17 protein-coding genes are annotated in these 16,132 nt (G+C 60.1%); all 17 read left to right on the top strand.

The genetic code is table 11. The features are described 5' to 3' along the window. Entirely contained in the window at window positions 1-489 is a 489-nt protein-coding gene (locus tag HF682_RS09585) for a GNAT family N-acetyltransferase (RefSeq protein WP_168877081.1), read from the top strand. Between the two features lie 109 nt (window positions 490-598). Then, complete coding sequence (ndk, locus tag HF682_RS09580) at window positions 599-1,024, top strand: nucleoside-diphosphate kinase (protein WP_168877080.1); 426 nt, start codon at window positions 599-601, stop codon at window positions 1,022-1,024. Between the two features lie 114 nt (window positions 1,025-1,138). Further along, on the top strand, window positions 1,139-2,227 hold the full coding sequence (gene rlmN / locus HF682_RS09575) for a dual-specificity RNA methyltransferase RlmN (RefSeq protein WP_168877079.1): 1,089 nt from the start codon (window positions 1,139-1,141) through the stop codon (window positions 2,225-2,227). A gap of 2 nt (window positions 2,228-2,229) precedes the next feature. After that, on the top strand, window positions 2,230-2,976 hold the full coding sequence (gene pilW, locus HF682_RS09570) for a type IV pilus biogenesis/stability protein PilW (RefSeq protein WP_240947251.1): 747 nt from the start codon (window positions 2,230-2,232) through the stop codon (window positions 2,974-2,976). Next, the gene (locus HF682_RS09565) at window positions 2,969-3,817 is read left to right on the top strand and encodes a RodZ domain-containing protein (protein ID WP_168877077.1); all 849 of its coding nucleotides are present in this window, start codon (window positions 2,969-2,971) and stop codon (window positions 3,815-3,817) included. The genes pilW and HF682_RS09565 overlap by 8 nt, the downstream gene beginning before the upstream one ends. Window positions 3,818-3,845: 28 nt before the next feature. Further along, a complete protein-coding gene (ispG, locus tag HF682_RS09560) occupies window positions 3,846-5,117 on the top strand; it encodes a flavodoxin-dependent (E)-4-hydroxy-3-methylbut-2-enyl-diphosphate synthase (protein ID WP_168877076.1) in 1,272 nt (423 codons plus the stop codon). A gap of 52 nt (window positions 5,118-5,169) precedes the next feature. Further along, a complete protein-coding gene (gene hisS / locus HF682_RS09555; protein WP_168877075.1) occupies window positions 5,170-6,462 on the top strand; it encodes a histidine--tRNA ligase in 1,293 nt (430 codons plus the stop codon). A 36-nt stretch (window positions 6,463-6,498) separates the two neighbouring features. Then, on the top strand, window positions 6,499-7,137 hold the full coding sequence (locus tag HF682_RS09550; RefSeq protein WP_168877074.1) for a YfgM family protein: 639 nt from the start codon (window positions 6,499-6,501) through the stop codon (window positions 7,135-7,137). Beyond that, window positions 7,137-8,261 carry an outer membrane protein assembly factor BamB gene (gene bamB, locus HF682_RS09545; RefSeq protein ID WP_168877073.1) on the top strand — a complete coding sequence of 375 codons (1,125 nt, stop codon included), beginning with the start codon at window positions 7,137-7,139 and terminating at the stop codon, window positions 8,259-8,261. The genes HF682_RS09550 and bamB overlap by 1 nt, the downstream gene beginning before the upstream one ends. A 17-nt stretch (window positions 8,262-8,278) precedes the next feature. Beyond that, window positions 8,279-9,709 carry a ribosome biogenesis GTPase Der gene (der, locus tag HF682_RS09540; protein WP_168877072.1) on the top strand — a complete coding sequence of 477 codons (1,431 nt, stop codon included), beginning with the start codon at window positions 8,279-8,281 and terminating at the stop codon, window positions 9,707-9,709. Between the two features lie 132 nt (window positions 9,710-9,841). Next, complete coding sequence (gene hfq / locus HF682_RS09535; protein WP_168877071.1) at window positions 9,842-10,084, top strand: RNA chaperone Hfq; 243 nt, start codon at window positions 9,842-9,844, stop codon at window positions 10,082-10,084. 53 nt (window positions 10,085-10,137) lie between these two features. Beyond that, complete coding sequence (gene hflX, locus HF682_RS09530) at window positions 10,138-11,286, top strand: GTPase HflX (protein WP_168877070.1); 1,149 nt, start codon at window positions 10,138-10,140, stop codon at window positions 11,284-11,286. Window positions 11,287-11,319: 33 nt separating this feature from the next. After that, window positions 11,320-12,495, top strand: a complete 1,176-nt coding sequence (gene hflK / locus HF682_RS09525) for an FtsH protease activity modulator HflK (protein WP_168877069.1) — start codon at window positions 11,320-11,322, stop codon at window positions 12,493-12,495. Next, window positions 12,495-13,394: a protease modulator HflC gene (gene hflC, locus HF682_RS09520; protein WP_168877068.1), complete on the top strand. Its 900-nt coding sequence runs from the start codon at window positions 12,495-12,497 to the stop codon at window positions 13,392-13,394. The genes hflK and hflC overlap by 1 nt, the downstream gene beginning before the upstream one ends. Continuing rightward, window positions 13,391-13,573: a DUF2065 domain-containing protein gene (locus tag HF682_RS09515; protein WP_168877067.1), complete on the top strand. Its 183-nt coding sequence runs from the start codon at window positions 13,391-13,393 to the stop codon at window positions 13,571-13,573. The genes hflC and HF682_RS09515 overlap by 4 nt, the downstream gene beginning before the upstream one ends. Before the next feature lie 7 nt (window positions 13,574-13,580). Beyond that, window positions 13,581-14,726 carry an ATP phosphoribosyltransferase regulatory subunit gene (locus HF682_RS09510; RefSeq protein ID WP_168877066.1) on the top strand — a complete coding sequence of 382 codons (1,146 nt, stop codon included), beginning with the start codon at window positions 13,581-13,583 and terminating at the stop codon, window positions 14,724-14,726. Window positions 14,727-14,799: 73 nt separating this feature from the next. After that, on the top strand, window positions 14,800-16,095 hold the full coding sequence (locus HF682_RS09505; RefSeq protein ID WP_168877065.1) for an adenylosuccinate synthase: 1,296 nt from the start codon (window positions 14,800-14,802) through the stop codon (window positions 16,093-16,095). Window positions 16,096-16,132 lie beyond the last annotated feature (37 nt).

Below are 16,132 nucleotides of genomic sequence, written 5' to 3'. Positions count from 1 at the left end.
ATGCTGTTCGAGACGGACTGGTCGGTTGGACAGGTGGAGCCGAAGGATATTCCTTATGTCTATCAGCTGATACAGGCAGCTTTCCAGCCTTATGTTGGCATTCTGCCCAGCCGGCCTTCCGCGCTGGACATGAGTGAAGCGAGTTTGCTCTCCAGTTTGCAGGGGCATGGTGGCACCATGCTGGTGCGCTCCGGCCAGGATGTGATCGCAACCGGTGCGTGGGTCATGAGTCATGGTCAGGCTTGGCTTAAACGCATTGCGGTACACCCAAGTCAGCAGGGTACGGGCGTTGGACGATACCTGGTCATGGCGCTGGAACGGCATGCAATTGAGGCGGGGGTGTCGCACATGAAACTGGGTACGCGACGCAGACTGCCCGGAAACCTGATTTTCTACACCCGGTTGGGTTACTCGGAGTGTGGGCGTGAGCCTTATCCTCCCGGTGTTGATGATGAGGTGGTATGGATGTGCAAGACCTTGCAGCCTTGATGGTGTGTATGTCATGCGCGAGAGATGAATGTCTGGTATACTCGGCGATTAACTTTGATCCGCTCGCTATTTGTGGGCTTTTGAATCTGAACTGTCGCTGGAGTATCTCATGGCTATCGAACGTACCCTGTCCATCATCAAGCCGGACGCTGTTGCCAAGAACGTGATTGGTGAAATCTACAGCCGCTTTGAAAAAGCAGGCCTGAAGGTGGTGGCTGCACGCATGGCACATCTGTCCCGTGCGGAAGCCGAAGGGTTCTACGCTGTGCACAAAGAGCGCCCCTTCTTCAAGGATCTGGTGGACTTCATGGTCTCCGGCCCGGTGATGATCCAGGCGCTGGAAGGTGAAGGCGCAATCGCCAAGAACCGCGAACTGATGGGCGCAACCGACCCGAAGAAGGCTGAGAAGGGCACCATCCGTGCTGACTTTGCGGACAGCATCGATGCCAACGCGGTGCACGGCTCTGACGCTGTGGAAACTGCTGCAGTGGAAATCGCTTACTTCTTCCCGCAGTCGAGCGTGTTCAGCCGCTAAGCGAACCGTTCTCCGGGTAAAGGGCGTCGACTGCGGGGCAGGGTCGACGCCATCGTTTTTTATGGCGCGGCCTGCTGATGCAGGGTGAGGCTGCGAGGTGTCAGTGAGGTGAGCATGACCAATTTGCTGGATTTTGATTTGCCAGGCATGACCGCCTTTCTGGTGGAGCAGGGCGAAAAGCCTTTCCGCGCCAAACAATTGCTGCGCTGGATTCACCGGTTTGGCGAGTCGGATTTCGAGAACATGTCCGATATTGCCAAAGCGACACGGGAAAAGCTGGCGCGCCATTGTGAGATCACGCCACCTACGCTGGTGGCAGAGCAGCAGTCAGAAGATGGTACCCGCAAGTGGGCGCTGAATGTGGGTACGGCCGGTGCCATCGAAACTGTCTTCATTCCGGAAGATGATCGCGGCACCCTGTGTGTCTCTTCCCAGGTGGGCTGTGCGCTGGAATGTACCTTCTGCTCCACCGGGCGTCAGGGTTTCAACCGCAACCTGTCGGTGGCCGAGATCATAGGCCAGCTGTGGTGGGCCAATCGCTCCCTCGGGCATGACCCCAAAGGGGAGCGCATCATTTCTAATGTGGTGATGATGGGGATGGGGGAGCCACTGGCCAATTACGACAATGTCGTGACTGCCATGCGCCTGATGCTGGATGACCACGCATATGGTCTGTCCCGCCGTAGAGTTACCTTGTCGACCTCGGGTATTGTACCCGCCATGGATCGCTTGCGTGAGGATTGTCCGGTGGCGCTGGCGGTCAGCCTGCATGCGCCGAACGATACCTTGCGTGACGAAATCGTGCCCATTAACCAGAAGTACCCGCTGCGGGAACTGATGGCTGCCTGTCTGCGCTATCTGGAAAAAGCGCCACGCGATTTCGTGACGTTTGAGTATGTGATGCTGGACGGTGTCAATGATACTGACCGTCATGTGCAAGAGTTGCTGGCGCTGGTCCGGGATGTGCCGTGCAAGTTCAACCTGATCCCGTTCAACCCATTCCCCAACTCAGGCTACCGCCGCTCGCGCAGTGAGCAGATTCGCCGTTTCCGTGATACTCTGATCGCCGCTGGTTATGTGGTAACGGTGCGCAAGACCCGCGGCGATGATATCGACGCCGCCTGTGGGCAGCTTGCAGGACAAGTGCATGACAAGACGCGCCGTCAGATCAAATGGCAGAAGCTGAGCGAGGAGTCACGGTGAATATGTGGCGTAAAGCGTGCGGGGTAGTGTTGATATTGATGGCGGGCATGGCGGTGGCGGAGGATGACCCCCCAGCCTTGAAGGATCAGCGTGCCCGGGTACATGCCGAGCTGGCATTCTCATACCTGCAGATCAACAACCTGAATGCGGCGCTGGAAGAGGCTGAAACCGCCAAGAACGCCTACCCCGAAATTTCAGTGGGCTACCATGCGTTGGGCGTGGTGTACATGGCGCTGGATGAGCCGGAGCTGGCTGAGCGCAACTTCAATCAGGCGCTGAAACTGGAGCCCAAGAACTCCGAGTACAACAATAATTACGGCTGGTTTGTCTGCCAGCGCAATCCGGCCAAATCGCTGGATTACATGCTGATGGCGGCACGCGATCCGCTATACAAATCCCCGGATCTCGCCTATTACCGAGCCGGGGTATGTGCACGAAAAGCGGGCGATCTGGCTGCGGCGGATGCCCACTTCCTGCGTGCCCTCAAGCGTAACCCCGAGATGATCCCGGCGATGTATGAGTTGGCGCAACTGCGCTACCTGAGCAAGGATTTCGATACGGTGTCCGAGCTGCTGCAGAAAATGCAGGAGGCCAATATTCAGGCCCCCGAGCTGCTGTGGCTGGCGGCCCGTACCTATCGGCAGATGGGGCGGCAGGACGCGGTAGACAGCACTTCGGCACAGCTGCAGAAATTGTTCCCGAAGTCGCGTGAGGCCGAGCTGCTGCGGCGGGGAGCCTGGGATGAGTGAGGCGATACCAGAAGCCGGAGGCATCATCAGCCCTGCCGCATTGGGGCAGCATCTACGACAAGCCCGAGAGTCACAAGGCCGTTCGCTGGAAGAAGTGAGCCAGCAGCTGAAGTTTTCGGTAAGCCAGTTGCGGGCACTGGAAGAGGGGCAGCTGGATGGCTTCTCCAGCCCGGTCATCCTGCGGGGGGCGCTAAAGAATTATGCGCGCCTGCTTGACCTGGACATGGACGCACTGATGGCTCAGCTGGATGTGCTGATTCCCGCAACGGTGCCGCGTTCAAGTAGCCCCATTCGCGCCACCCCCGTTGAGGTGCGCAATCGCTCACGCTTCCCGGTGGGGCGAGCCTTGTTCACCGTGCTGATTGCAGGCGGTCTGGGCGCTGCGGGTTGGTGGGGCTGGCAGCATCAGCAGCAGCTGCAACAGTGGTGGGCGAGTTTGCGTCAGCCTGCCGCCAGTGTGTCAGCGGCCAGCGGCGTGGATCTGGAGGTCAATCTGCCTGCTGCCAGTGAGGGCGAGCCCTTGGTGGGTGCCGCCGCGCCCCTGGACGTCAGTGCCAGCGGCGTATCGGCTTCCGCGCCGCTTGGTGGCGGCAAGCAATTGGTATTGCTGACGGAAGAGGCGGCCTGGATCGAAGTGTTTGATGGCAAGGGTGGCAAGCTGTATTCCCAGCTGACCCCTCCGCATCAGACGATCACCTTGAGTGGTACGCCGCCGCTCAAGCTCAAGGTCGGCAATGCCGGTCACGTCAAGCTGGAGTACAATGGCCAGCCAATCGACCTGCAGCCCTATGTGCAGGCCAATGTGGCGCGGTTGACGCTGCCCCAGGCCAGCTCCGAATGATCCTGTCCGTAGAAAACAGTTTTAGAACATGACGTCCATGAGTATGCCCCGCCGCCCAACCCGGCAAGTCCGCATTGGCCATGTCCTGGTCGGTGGCGATGCCCCGGTCATGGTGCAGTCGATGACCAATACCGATACGGCGGATGTCGCCGCAACGGTGGCGCAGGTTCATGCGCTGTGGAAGGCCGGCTCGGAGGTCGTCCGCATTACCGTCAACTCAGCCGAAGCTGCAGCAGCAGTGCCGTTGATCCGCCGTGAGCTGGATGCCATGGGGTGCCCGGCACCGCTGGTGGGTGATTTCCATTTCAATGGTCATCGCTTGTTGCGCGACCATCCGGCATGTGCCGAAGCGCTGGCCAAGTTCCGCATCAATCCGGGCAATGTCGGGCGCGGCAGCAAACGTGATGAGCAGTTCGCCTTCATGATCCGTACTGCCGTCGAGTACAACAAGCCGGTACGCATTGGCGTCAACTGGGGCAGCCTGGATCAGGAACTGGCCGCCCGTATGATGGATGAAAATGCCCGCCGGGAGACCCCGCTGTCGCCTGACGCCGTGATGCGCGAAGCCTTGATTGTTTCTGCGCTTGAATCTGCGGCCAAGGCCGAGGAATTGGGCTTGTCGGGCGACATGATTACCCTGTCCTGCAAGGTCAGCCATGTGCAGGACCTGATCGCGGTATACCGTGAGCTCTCCCGGCGCTGTGATTATCCCTTGCACCTGGGCTTGACCGAGGCCGGCATGGGCAGCAAGGGCATTGTGGCGTCTACGGCCGCCCTGGCTGTGCTGCTGCAAGAGGGGATCGGTGATACCATACGCATTTCCCTGACGCCGGAGCCGGGTGGCGACCGCACCCGTGAGGTGGTGGTGGCGCAGGAGATTCTGCAAACCATGGGCCTGCGTTCGTTCACACCGCTGGTGACGGCCTGTCCGGGTTGCGGTCGTACCACCAGTACCTTTTTCCAGGAGCTGGCCAGCAAGATCCAGCAATACCTGCGCGATCAGATGCCGGTATGGCGTCTGGCGTATCCCGGTGTTGAAGACATGTCGGTGGCGGTGATGGGCTGTGTGGTGAACGGCCCGGGCGAATCCCGGCTAGCGGATATTGGCATCTCCCTGCCGGGGACGGGCGAAGTACCGGTCTGCCCGGTCTATGTGGATGGCGAGAAGACGGTCACCCTGAAAGGCGAAGGTATTGCCGAGGCCTTCCAGCAGATTGTAGAAGAGTATGTGCGCACCCGTTACTGTGAGGGTGGCGCCAAGCGACGTAGCAGCAAGACCATTCCCATTCACGCGGTGTAAGCCTGCTTGCACCCCTGTTCAACCTCATTCAACCAGAATCCTGTTTCGAGTCATGGCCAAAACCCTGCAAGCCGTTAAAGGTATGAACGATATCCTGCCGGTCGCCAAAGCAGCACCGGAATTCCAGTCTGCCCGTTGGGAGGCACTGGAAGCAGTGTTGCGCGAGTGGCTGCATGCCTATGGCTACCGTAATATCCGGACCCCGATTGTGGAGCCGACCGAGCTGTTTGTGCGCTCCATCGGTGAGGTAACGGACATTGTCGAAAAGGAAATGTACACCTTCACCGACCAGCTCAATGGCGATAGCCTGACGCTGCGACCGGAAGGGACCGCCTCGTGCCTGCGCGCGGTGCTGGAGCACAATCTGCTGTACGACAGCCCGCAGCGGCTGTGGTACGCCGGCCCGATGTTCCGTCATGAGCGACCGCAGCGTGGCCGTTACCGCCAGTTCCACCAGGTCGGTGTCGAGGCGCTGGGCTACGCTGGGCCCGATATGGATGCCGAGCAGATCATCATGCTGGCTGACCTGTGGCAGCGGCTGGGCCTGACCGGCATGCGCCTGCAGCTCAATACTTTGGGCGAGAAGGCCAGCCGCGCGGCACACCGTGAGAAACTGATTGCCTATCTGGAAGCCCATCAGGATGTGCTGGACGAAGAAGCTAAGCGGCGGATGTACAGCAATCCATTGCGGGTGCTGGACACCAAGAATCCGGCGATGCAGGCCATGGTGGAAGCTGCGCCCAAACTGATTGAGTTTCTGGACGATGCCTCGCTGGCCCACTTCGACGGATTGCAGGCCCGCCTCAAGGCAGCGGGTGTCGATTATGAGATTACGCCGCGTCTGGTGCGCGGGCTGGACTATTACAACCTGACCGTATTCGAGTGGGTGACGGATCACCTGGGTGCGCAGTCTACCGTCTGCGGGGGCGGGCGCTACGACGCGCTGATCGAGCAGATGGGCGGCAAGCCGAACACGGCAACCGGCTGGGGCATGGGCCTGGAGCGCCTGCTGTTGATTCTGGAATCGCAACAGCGCCCGTTGCCGGTGCAGGCTTTGGATGCCTATTTGGTACACCAGGGTGAGGCCGCTACAGCGCTGGCCTGGAACGTCGCCATGCAGCTGCGGTCTGAGGGATGCTCGGTACAGCAGCATATGGGCGGCGGCAGCTTCAAGTCCCAAATGAAGAAGGCAGATCAGGCCGGTGCCCGCTTTGCCCTGATCATCGGCGACGAGGAAGCGGCGGCCGGGCAGGTCACCGTGAAAGACCTCCGTGAGGGTGGCGAACAACAACGGGTGGCGGTGGCTGCAGTGGCTGCCCTTTTGCGTAGTAACGCACACGACTGAACATCAAAGAAATACCGATAAGGCTGGAGTGAAGGCATGGCAGCTTACGATTTGCAAGAGCAGGAACAGATAGATGCCCTCAAGGCATGGTGGGCGGATAACGGCAAGCTGGTCATCGCCGTGGTGGTACTGGCCTTGCTGACCTTGGGTGGCTACAAAGGCTGGCAGTACTGGCAAAACCAGCAGGCTGAGGCCGCGGATACCCGCTTTGAGGCGGTACAGCAGGCGCTGCAGTCGGGCAAGGTCAAGCAGGCGCGTGCTGAGCTGGCTCAGCTGCAAAAGGAGTCCGCGCAGTCCGCCTTTACCCCTCGTGCCGCTTTGCTGACGGCACGCGCCGCGTTTGAGGCGGGTGATACCAAGATTGCGCTGGCGGACCTGAAGTGGGTGGCTGAGCACGCCGAAGAGGCGCCGGTGAAAGACATGGCCCAGTTGCGTATGGCCACTGTCTATCTGGATACCAAGCAGTATGATCTGGGCCTCTCCGCGCTGGCCAGCATCAAGGGCGAGGGCTTGCAGGCTTCTGCGCTGAGCCTGAAAGGGGACTTGCTGGTGGCCATGAACAAGCGCAAGGAGGCCCGGCTGGCCTACCAGCAAGCGCTGGAGCGGGCCAAGTCGGATGAGCAATTGAAGGCCCGTCTGGAAATGCAAATCGATGCACTGGGGGACGTGAAATAATGGCTTTTACCACCCGTATCCTGTTGGCTGCTGCGGCGACTGCTGCGCTGGGCGGCTGCTCATTGTGGACATCTGGCGAAAAAGCCAATCCACCAACACCCCTGAGTGAGTTTGTGCCTTCCGCGAGTCTGGATGTGCGTTTTCAGAGTCAGGTCGGTTCGGCGGGTGATTTCTGGTTCAGCCCGGATGAAACCCAGGGTCGCGCATTTGCGGCTGGGACCGACGGCCTGATCCGTCAGGTGGATGGCGGGGTTGCCATCAGCGTGGGCAAGCCTTTGTCTGCCGGGGTCGGGGCGGGTGGCGGCAAGGTGGTCGTGGTGAGTGCTCGTGGTGAGCTGATGGCGTATGAAGCCAATGGCCGCCCAGCATGGCAAACCGCTGTCGGCAGTGAAGTGCTGGCTGCGCCGCTGGTGGGTGAGACTACCGTCCTGGTGCGCACGGGCGACGGCAAGCTGACCGGCTATGGTCTGGGTAATGGCGCACGCAAATGGCAGATCAGCCGTAACCAGCCTGCGCTGGCCTTGCGTGGCTATAGTGCGGGTACCCTGGATCAGGATACGGCATATGTGGGGCTGGGGGGCGGCAAGTTGCTGGCCATTGACCTGACACGCGGCACGATTCTGTGGGAAGCCACTGTAGCGCTGCCACGTGGTGCTACGGAGCTGGAGCGCGTGACCGATGTGGTGGGTGCACCCGCCGTGTATGGTCAACAAGTGTGTGCCGTGGCCTATCAAGGCAAGGTGGCGTGCTTCGATGCTCGTAATGGCCAGCAACAGTGGTCACGCGATATCAGCAGTGAGCGTGGCCTCAGCATGGATGCACGCAATGTGTACGTGACCGACAGCAACGGCTCGATTGTGGCGTTTGATCGGCGTAACGGTGCCAGCGCCTGGAAGCAGGACCGCTTGCGCTACCGTGCTGTCAGCGGCCCGGCTTCGCTGGGGCGGTTTGTGCTGGTGGCTGATGGCCTGGGCGTGCTGCATGCCTTGAGTGCAGATGATGGCCATCTGGTAGCACGGCGACAGTTGGATGGCAGCGCGGTGGTGGCTCAGCCGCGTGTGATGAATGAAACGGTGCTGGTGCAAACCAGCAACGGCAGTGTTTACGGCATCAGCTTGCGCTGAGGCCAGCAGGAATAAGCATGAAACCCACGTTGGTACTGGTTGGACGGCCGAATGTCGGCAAGTCGACCCTGTTTAACCGCTTAACCAAGTCACGTGATGCCTTGGTTGCGGATTTTCCCGGCCTCACGCGTGACCGTCACTATGGTCATGGCAAGGTTGGCAGCAAGGATTATCTGGTGGTCGACACCGGTGGTTTTGAGCCGGTGGTGAAAGAGGGCATCCTGCACGAGATGGCCCGCCAGACCCTGCAGGCGGTGGATGAAGCCGATGTGGTGCTGTTTCTGGTCGACGCCCGTCAAGGGCTGGCCCCGCAAGACAAGCAAATTGCGGATCAGCTGCGCAAGACCGGGCGCAAGGTGTGGCTGGCCGTCAACAAGGCCGAAGGCATGCGGCGCGATGTCGTTACCGCTGAGTTTTTCGAACTCGGCCTGGGTGACCCGCTGGCCATTTCTGCCGCCCATGGCGATGGTCTGCGTGAATTGATCGATCTGGTGCTGGCCGATTTCCCGCCCGCAGCGGAGGAAGAAGACAGCCAGCATCCCAAGATCGCCATCATCGGCCGCCCCAATGTGGGTAAATCCACGCTGGTGAACAGCATCCTGGGTGAAGAGCGGGTGATCGCGTTTGATGCGCCGGGTACCACCCGTGACAGCATCTATATTGATTTCGAGCGCGAAGGCAAGCCTTACACCATCATCGACACGGCGGGTGTGCGCCGCCGCGGCAAGGTAACCGAAGCCATTGAGAAGTTCTCGGTGATCAAGACGCTGCAAGCGGTGGAAGACGCCAATGTGGCGGTGCTGGTGCTCGATGCCAAGCTGGAGATTTCCGATCAGGATGCCAGCCTGGCAGGTTTTATTCTGGAAAGTGGCCGTGCGCTGGTGATTGCCATCAACAAGTGGGATAACCTGCCGCTTGAACAGCGCGAGATGATCAAGCGCGAAGTTGAGCGCAAATTGAACTTTTTGAGCTTTGCCAAGCTCCACTTCATATCGGCACTGCAGGGCGATGGTGTGGGGGGCTTGTTCAAGTCCATCGACAAAGCGTACAGCTCGGCGATGGTCAAGCTCAGTACTCCGCAACTGATCCGTGCCTTGCAACTGGCGACCGAAAAACAGGCACCGCCGCGTGCTGGCATGTTCCGCCCGAAAATGCGTTATGCGCACCAGGGCGGCAGCAATCCGCCGGTGGTGGTGGTGCATGGTACGTCGCTGGAGCATGTGCCGGACAGCTATTGGCGATATCTGGAGCACAGCTTCGTCAAGATGTTCCAGCTGGAAGGGACGCCGTTGCGGGTGCAATTCAAGCGGGGCGACAACCCGTTTGCGCCGAAGGAAGCCCCGATCCCGGGGCGAGCCAGCAGCAAACCGGGTGCACGCCGCAAGCCGGTGAGCGCGCCGACACCCCGCAAGCCGCGTGGCGCGCCGCGAGGTGGCAAGAAGTCCTGACCGGAGGCCGGGCTGGCTGTATGGCCGGTTGGTATTTTCCGGTGAAATCCATTACAGTGAACCATATGCTGGCCCCCGCCCTCTCCGTGGAGAGGGCATTATAAGAACCTACCATGATCGGAGAAGGCTGCAATGAGTGCCAAAGGGCAAATCCTACAAGACCCGTTTTTGAACATCCTGCGCAAGGAACATGTTCCGGTTTCCATTTACCTGGTAAATGGCATCAAGCTGCAAGGGCAAATCGAGTCGTTTGATCAGTACGTGGTGCTGCTGCGCAATACGGTGACCCAGATGGTGTACAAACACGCCATCTCTACGGTTGTGCCCGCCCGCCCTGTATCCATTCCGTTCGAGCAACCCGCTGCGGATGCCTGATGTTTTGACGCCGGGGGAATCCTCCCCCGGCACTGCCTGCAAGAGTCCCTCTGGTGTTTGACCGTCCTGATGCTGGCGATCGTGCCGTGCTGGTGGCGCTGGATTTTGGCGACCCCGATTTTCTGGAAAGTTTTGCCGAGTTGCGCGAACTGGCCCGCAGTGCCGGGATCGATACCCTGCATGAGGTGACCGGGCGTCGTGACCGGCCTGATCCCGCCTTGTTTGCTGGTAGCGGCAAAGTGGAGGAAATCGCCACAGTGGCGCGTGCGGTTGAGGCGTCTGTGGTGATCTTCAACCATCAGCTTTCTCCCGCGCAGGAGCGTAATCTGGAGCGGGCTTTGCAATGCCGGGTCATTGATCGCACCAGCCTGATACTCGACATCTTTGCCCAGCGTGCGCAGAGCTTTGAAGGGAAACTGCAGGTGGAGCTGGCGCAGCTGGATCATCTCTCTACGCGCCTGGTGCGAGGCTGGACTCACCTTGAGCGACAAAAGGGTGGTATTGGCTTGCGTGGCCCGGGTGAAACCCAGTTGGAAACCGACCGCCGACTGATCGGCAAACGGGTCAAACTGTTGCGCGAGCGTCTGGCCAAGGCGCAGAAACAACGCAGTGTGCAGCGGCGTTCACGCCACCGTGGTGGTGTGTTCTCGGTGTCCATCGTCGGCTATACCAATGCGGGCAAGTCCACGCTGTTCAACCGGCTGACCAACGCCCGTGCTTATGCCGCGGATCAACTGTTCGCCACGCTCGATACCACCAGTCGCAAAGTGTTTCTGGGTGAAAACGAGTCAGTGGTGTTGTCTGATACCGTCGGTTTCATCCGGCAGTTGCCGCACAGCCTGGTGGCCGCCTTCCGCGCCACGCTGGAAGAAACCGTGCACGCCGATCTGCTGCTGCATGTGGTGGACAGCAGCCATCCGCTGCGTGATCAGCACATTATTGAAGTCAACAAGGTCTTGCGCGAGATCGGTGCGGAACAGATTCCGCAAATTCTGGTCTTTAACAAGGTTGACCTGCGGCCCGGCCAGTTGGCCGGGGTTGAGCGGGACGATTATGGTAAAATCAGCGCGGTTCGCGTCAGTGCCTTGACCGGCGCGGGGCTGGATGCCCTGCGTGAAGTGTTGCGTGAGGTGCAGGTGGGTAGCGTTGAGGTGGCGATGCCGGATGCCGTAGGCCCGGACTGGTCGCCACTGGATGGTTGAACTGGTTCCTTTGACCTGGAAGCAAGGAAGACGATGAGCGACTCCCAATGGGGTAACCGTGGACAAAATGGTCCGCCGGATCTGGACGAATTGTTTCGCCGCCTGAACGCCCGGATTGCCGGGATGTTTGGTGGCGGCAAAGGCGCTGGCCCGGGCGGCAATGGCTCGGGCAATGCCGGTGCTGCTGGTGGTGCGGGCCTGATCATCGGCGTGCTGGCCACGCTATGGCTGGCGTCTGGCTTTTATGTGGTGGATGCTCGCGAGCGTGGCGTGGTGCTGCGCTTTGGCAAATACCATGAGCTGACCCGTGAAGGTTTGAACTGGCACCTGCCGTTCCCGATGGAGACGGTGGAGAAGGTGAACCTGACCGAAGTGCGCAGCGTGGAAATTGGTTACAAAGGGGATACCAAGAACAAGGCGCCTGAAGAGGCGCAAATGGTGACCCAGGACCAGAACATCATTGATGTGCAATTGTCGATTCAGTACGACATTGAAGACCCGGTCAAATTCAAGTTCCAGAACATGATGGACGGCAACCGCAGCGAGAGCGAAGTGGTCAAGCAAGTGGGTGAAGCCGCCATTCGCGAAGTGGTGGGGCGTAACAAGGTGGATGCGGTGCTGAACGAAGGCCGCCTGCGTATCGCCGCCGACGTCAAGGCCACGGTGCAGGAAGTGCTGAAGCGCTATCAGACCGGTATCCGCATTACGCAGGTCAACATCAGCAATGTACAGGCGCCGCAGCAAGTGCTGGATGCGTTTGATGACGCTACCAAAGCGGTGCAGGACCGCGAGCAGCGCAAGAGCCTGGGTGAGGCCTATCGCAGCAAGGTGGTGCCAGAAGCCGAAGGTGAGGCCGCCAAGCTGCTGGCGGAAGCCAAGGGTGACCGTGATGCGGTGATCGACCGCGCCAAGGGTGATGTGGCCCGCTTCATGCGCGTGCTGCCAGAGTATGCCAAGGCTCCCGCCGTGACGCGTCAGCGTCTGTATCTGGACATGATGCAGCAGGTGCTCAGCAACACCAGCAAGGTGCTGGTGGATCAACGTAACGGTGGTCAAATGCTTTACCTGCCGCTCGACAAGATGATGAACACCGCCACGGCTCCGGCTGCCACGCCGGTTGAGCCTGCGCGGACTGTGGTGACCCCTGCTGCGCCTGCACAGGATGCCGCACGCCCGGATGCCGGCCAACCACTGCGGGAGGGTCGCTGATGAACCGCGTATTAAGTACCCTGTTCATGCTGCTGCTGGTCATCTGGGCAGCTTATCTGAGCATGTTCACCGTGGATCAGCGCCAGTACGCGCTGGTGTTCCAGTTTGGTGAAATCGTCAAGACCGTCAAGGAGCCGGGGATTAATTTCAAGATCCCGTTCATGCAATCGGTGCGTTTCTTCGAGCGCCGGGTGCAGACCATTGATGCCGAAGCACCAGACCCCTACAACACCAAGGAAAAGAAGAACCTGCTGGTGGACAGCTTCATCAAATGGCAGGTGGCGGATGCCGGTCAGTACTACCGTGCAACCGGTGGCGATACGGCTGTCGCGGAGAACCGCATCAAGCAGATTGTCAACAGTCGCTTGCGCGACGAGATTGGTAACCTGACGGTGGCCGATGTCATTACCGGCAAACGCGATGAGGTGATGGCTAACGTTCGCAACAAGGTGAATGCCGAAACCAGTGGTCTGGGTGTGAAAGTGCTGGACGTGCGCCTGAAGCGGGTGGATTTCCCGGATAACATCAGTGGCTCGGTGTATGAGCGGATGAAGGCTGAGCGCCGTCAGGTGGCCAATGGTCAGCGTGCGATGGGTACCAAGGAAGAAACCAGCATCAAGGCCGAGGCTGATCGGCAAAGCAAGGTGATTCTGGCCGAAGCCTACCGCAAGGCCGAAGAGCTGCGCGGTGAGGGCGATGCCGAGGCGGCACGCATCTACGCCGAAGCCTTCAGCCAGAATCCGGAGTTCTACGCCTTCTACAAGAGCATGCAGGCGTACCAGAACAGCTTCAACAAGAAATCGGATGTACTGGTGCTGGATCCGTCCTCAGACTTCTTCAAGTATATGAAGAGCCCGGGCGGTGGCAGCGCAGCGCCGGCCAAACCCGCCGGCAAGTGAGCCGTTTTCCGTGGCAGGAGTCGCTGGCGCTCCTGCTGATCTATGAAGGTCTGCTGCCCTTGCTGCTCCCGCAGCAATGGCGGCAGACCTTGTTGCGTGTGTTGCAATACCGCGATGGCCAGTTGCGGTTCTTTGGCCTGCTGGCGGTGCTGGCAGGTGTGATCCTCCTGTGGTGCTGAGTCCATCATGACGCAATTGTGGCTGTTGCCCGAATACATTGAAGACGTGCTGCCGGAAGCTGCCTGGCAGATTGAAGCCTCCCGCACCGCGGTGCTGTCGCTGTTTCGCAGCCATGGCTACGATTTGGTGATTCCGCCGCATATCGAATACCTGGAATCGCTGACGGGCGGTGTCAGCGACGACCTCGATCTGAAAACCTTCAAGCTGGTGGATCAACTGTCCGGCCGCATGCTGGGCCTGCGGGCGGACATGACGCCGCAGGTGGCGCGGATTGACGCGCACTTGCTGAACCGTGAGGGCATTACCCGGCTGTGCTACGCCGGTCATGTGGTGCATACTCGCCCAAACGGTCATCTGTCGAGCCGCGAGCCCTTGCAGCTGGGGGCTGAGCTGTACGGCAGCACGACCCACGAAGCGGATGTCGAAGTGATCGGTCTGGCGGTAGAAGCGCTGAAGGTGCTGGGTGTACCGCAAGTGCAGGTGGACTTGGGGCATGTCGGGATTTTCCGTGCCCTGTGCCGGGCGGCGGGTGTGTCCGGTTTGGCACAGGACGATTTGTTTGCGGCTTTGCAGTTGAAAGATCAGCCAACCATCGAGCGCCTGACGGCAGACTGGCCTGCTGATCTGCAAAGCGGGATGCGGGCCTTGCCCACCCTGTTTGGTGATGCGGCTGTGTTGCAGGCTGCTGCCGAGCGCTTGCCTGCACTGCCGGACATCCAACAGGGTCTGGCCAGCCTGGGCACACTGGCAGACGTGCTGCAACAGCAGGGCATGAATGTGTCCATCGAGCTGGGCGAGCTGCGCACTGGCAAGTACCACAACGGGCTGGTGTTCTCCGTTTTTGCCGATGGCTGGCCCAACCCGGTTGCCCGCGGTGGTCGCTACGACAATATGGGACAAATGTTTGGCCGCGCACGTCCTGCCACTGGCTTTAGCCTCGACTTGCGCGATATACTACGCGGTTTGCCGTGCGGGAAATTGCCGCGCAGCATCCTGGCACCGCAGCAGATGGACGCGGCGTTGCAGGATACGGTGGCGCAATTGCGTGCGCAGGGCGAAGTGGTAATCCGCGATCTGGGTGAAGGAGCGCCGGTTACCAGCCATCAGCTGTGCCTGCAGGATGGGCAGTGGCTGGTGTTGCCGCGCGCCTGAACCGCGCACGGCATCTATACTGTCTGGATACACCCGCGAAATCGCGGCATACCGAGTGTCGAGGAACTGAACAATGGCTCGTAATGTAGTGGTGATTGGCACCCAATGGGGTGATGAAGGCAAGGGCAAGATCGTCGATTGGCTGACCGATCATGCTCAAGGCGTGGTGCGCTTCCAGGGCGGCCACAATGCCGGTCACACGCTGGTCATCGGTGGCCAGAAAACCGTGTTGCACCTGATCCCGAGCGGTATCCTGCGCGAAGGCGTAGCCTGCTATATCGGCAACGGTGTGGTGCTGTCGCCCAAAGCGCTGCTGGATGAAATCGACAAACTGGAAAATGCCGGTGTTGCAGTGGCAACCCGTTTGCGCATTTCGGAAGCCTGCCCGCTGATCCTGCCTTACCACAGTGCGGTGGACCAGGCGCGCGAAGCCGCCAAGGGTGAGGCCAAGATCGGCACCACCGGTCGCGGTATCGGCCCGGCTTATGAGGACAAGGTGGCCCGCCGCGCCATTCGCCTGCAAGACCTGTTCTACCGCGAGCGCTTTGCCGCCAAACTGGGTGAAGTGCTGGACTACCACAACTTCGCGCTCAAGCATTATTACAAGGCTGATACCGTCGATTTCCAGAAGGTGCTGGACGAGTCGCTGGCGTTTGCCGACCGCATCAAGCCGATGGTGGCGGACGTATCACGTGAACTGTACGAGCTGGCCCAGGCCGGCAAGCCCATCCTGTTTGAAGGCGCGCAAGGCTCGCTGCTGGACGTGGACCACGGTACCTACCCGTTTGTGACTTCGTCCAACTGTATCGCCGGTGCCGCTTCGCCGGGTGCGGGTGTCGGCCCGCAAATGCTGCAGTATGTGCTCGGCATTACCAAGGCGTACACCACCCGTGTGGGCTCCGGTCCGTTCCCGACCGAGCTGTTCGACGATACCGGTGCCTATCTGGCCAAGCGTGGTAACGAATTCGGTGCCACCACCGGCCGTGCCCGCCGCTGCGGCTGGTTCGATGCGGCAGCGCTGAAGCGCTCCATTCAGCTCAATGGCGTATCGGGCTTGTGCGTGACCAAGCTGGACGTGATGGACGGCATGGAAACCATCCAGCTGTGCATTGGCTACGAAATGAATGGTGTGCGTTACGACATCCTGCCGTTTGGCGCCGAGCTGGTGGCAGACTGCAAGCCGGTGTTTGAAGACATGCCAGGCTGGAAGGAAAGCACGGTTGGCGTGAAGCGCTACGAAGACCTGCCTGCCAATGCTCGCGCCTATCTGGAGCGCATTGGCCAGGTATGTGGTGCGCCAATCGACCTGATCTCGACCGGCCCGGATCGCGAAGAGACCATCGTGATGCGTCACCCGTTCACGCACTAAGCGGTGTGAGCCCCATGAAAAAACCCGCCAGATGGCG

Source organism: Leeia aquatica, from assembly GCF_012641365.1.
GTDB classification, from domain to species: domain Bacteria; phylum Pseudomonadota; class Gammaproteobacteria; order Burkholderiales; family Leeiaceae; genus Leeia; species Leeia aquatica.
Note: the sequence above shows the minus strand (reverse complement) of the source record. Positions and strands in the feature narration are given on the sequence as shown.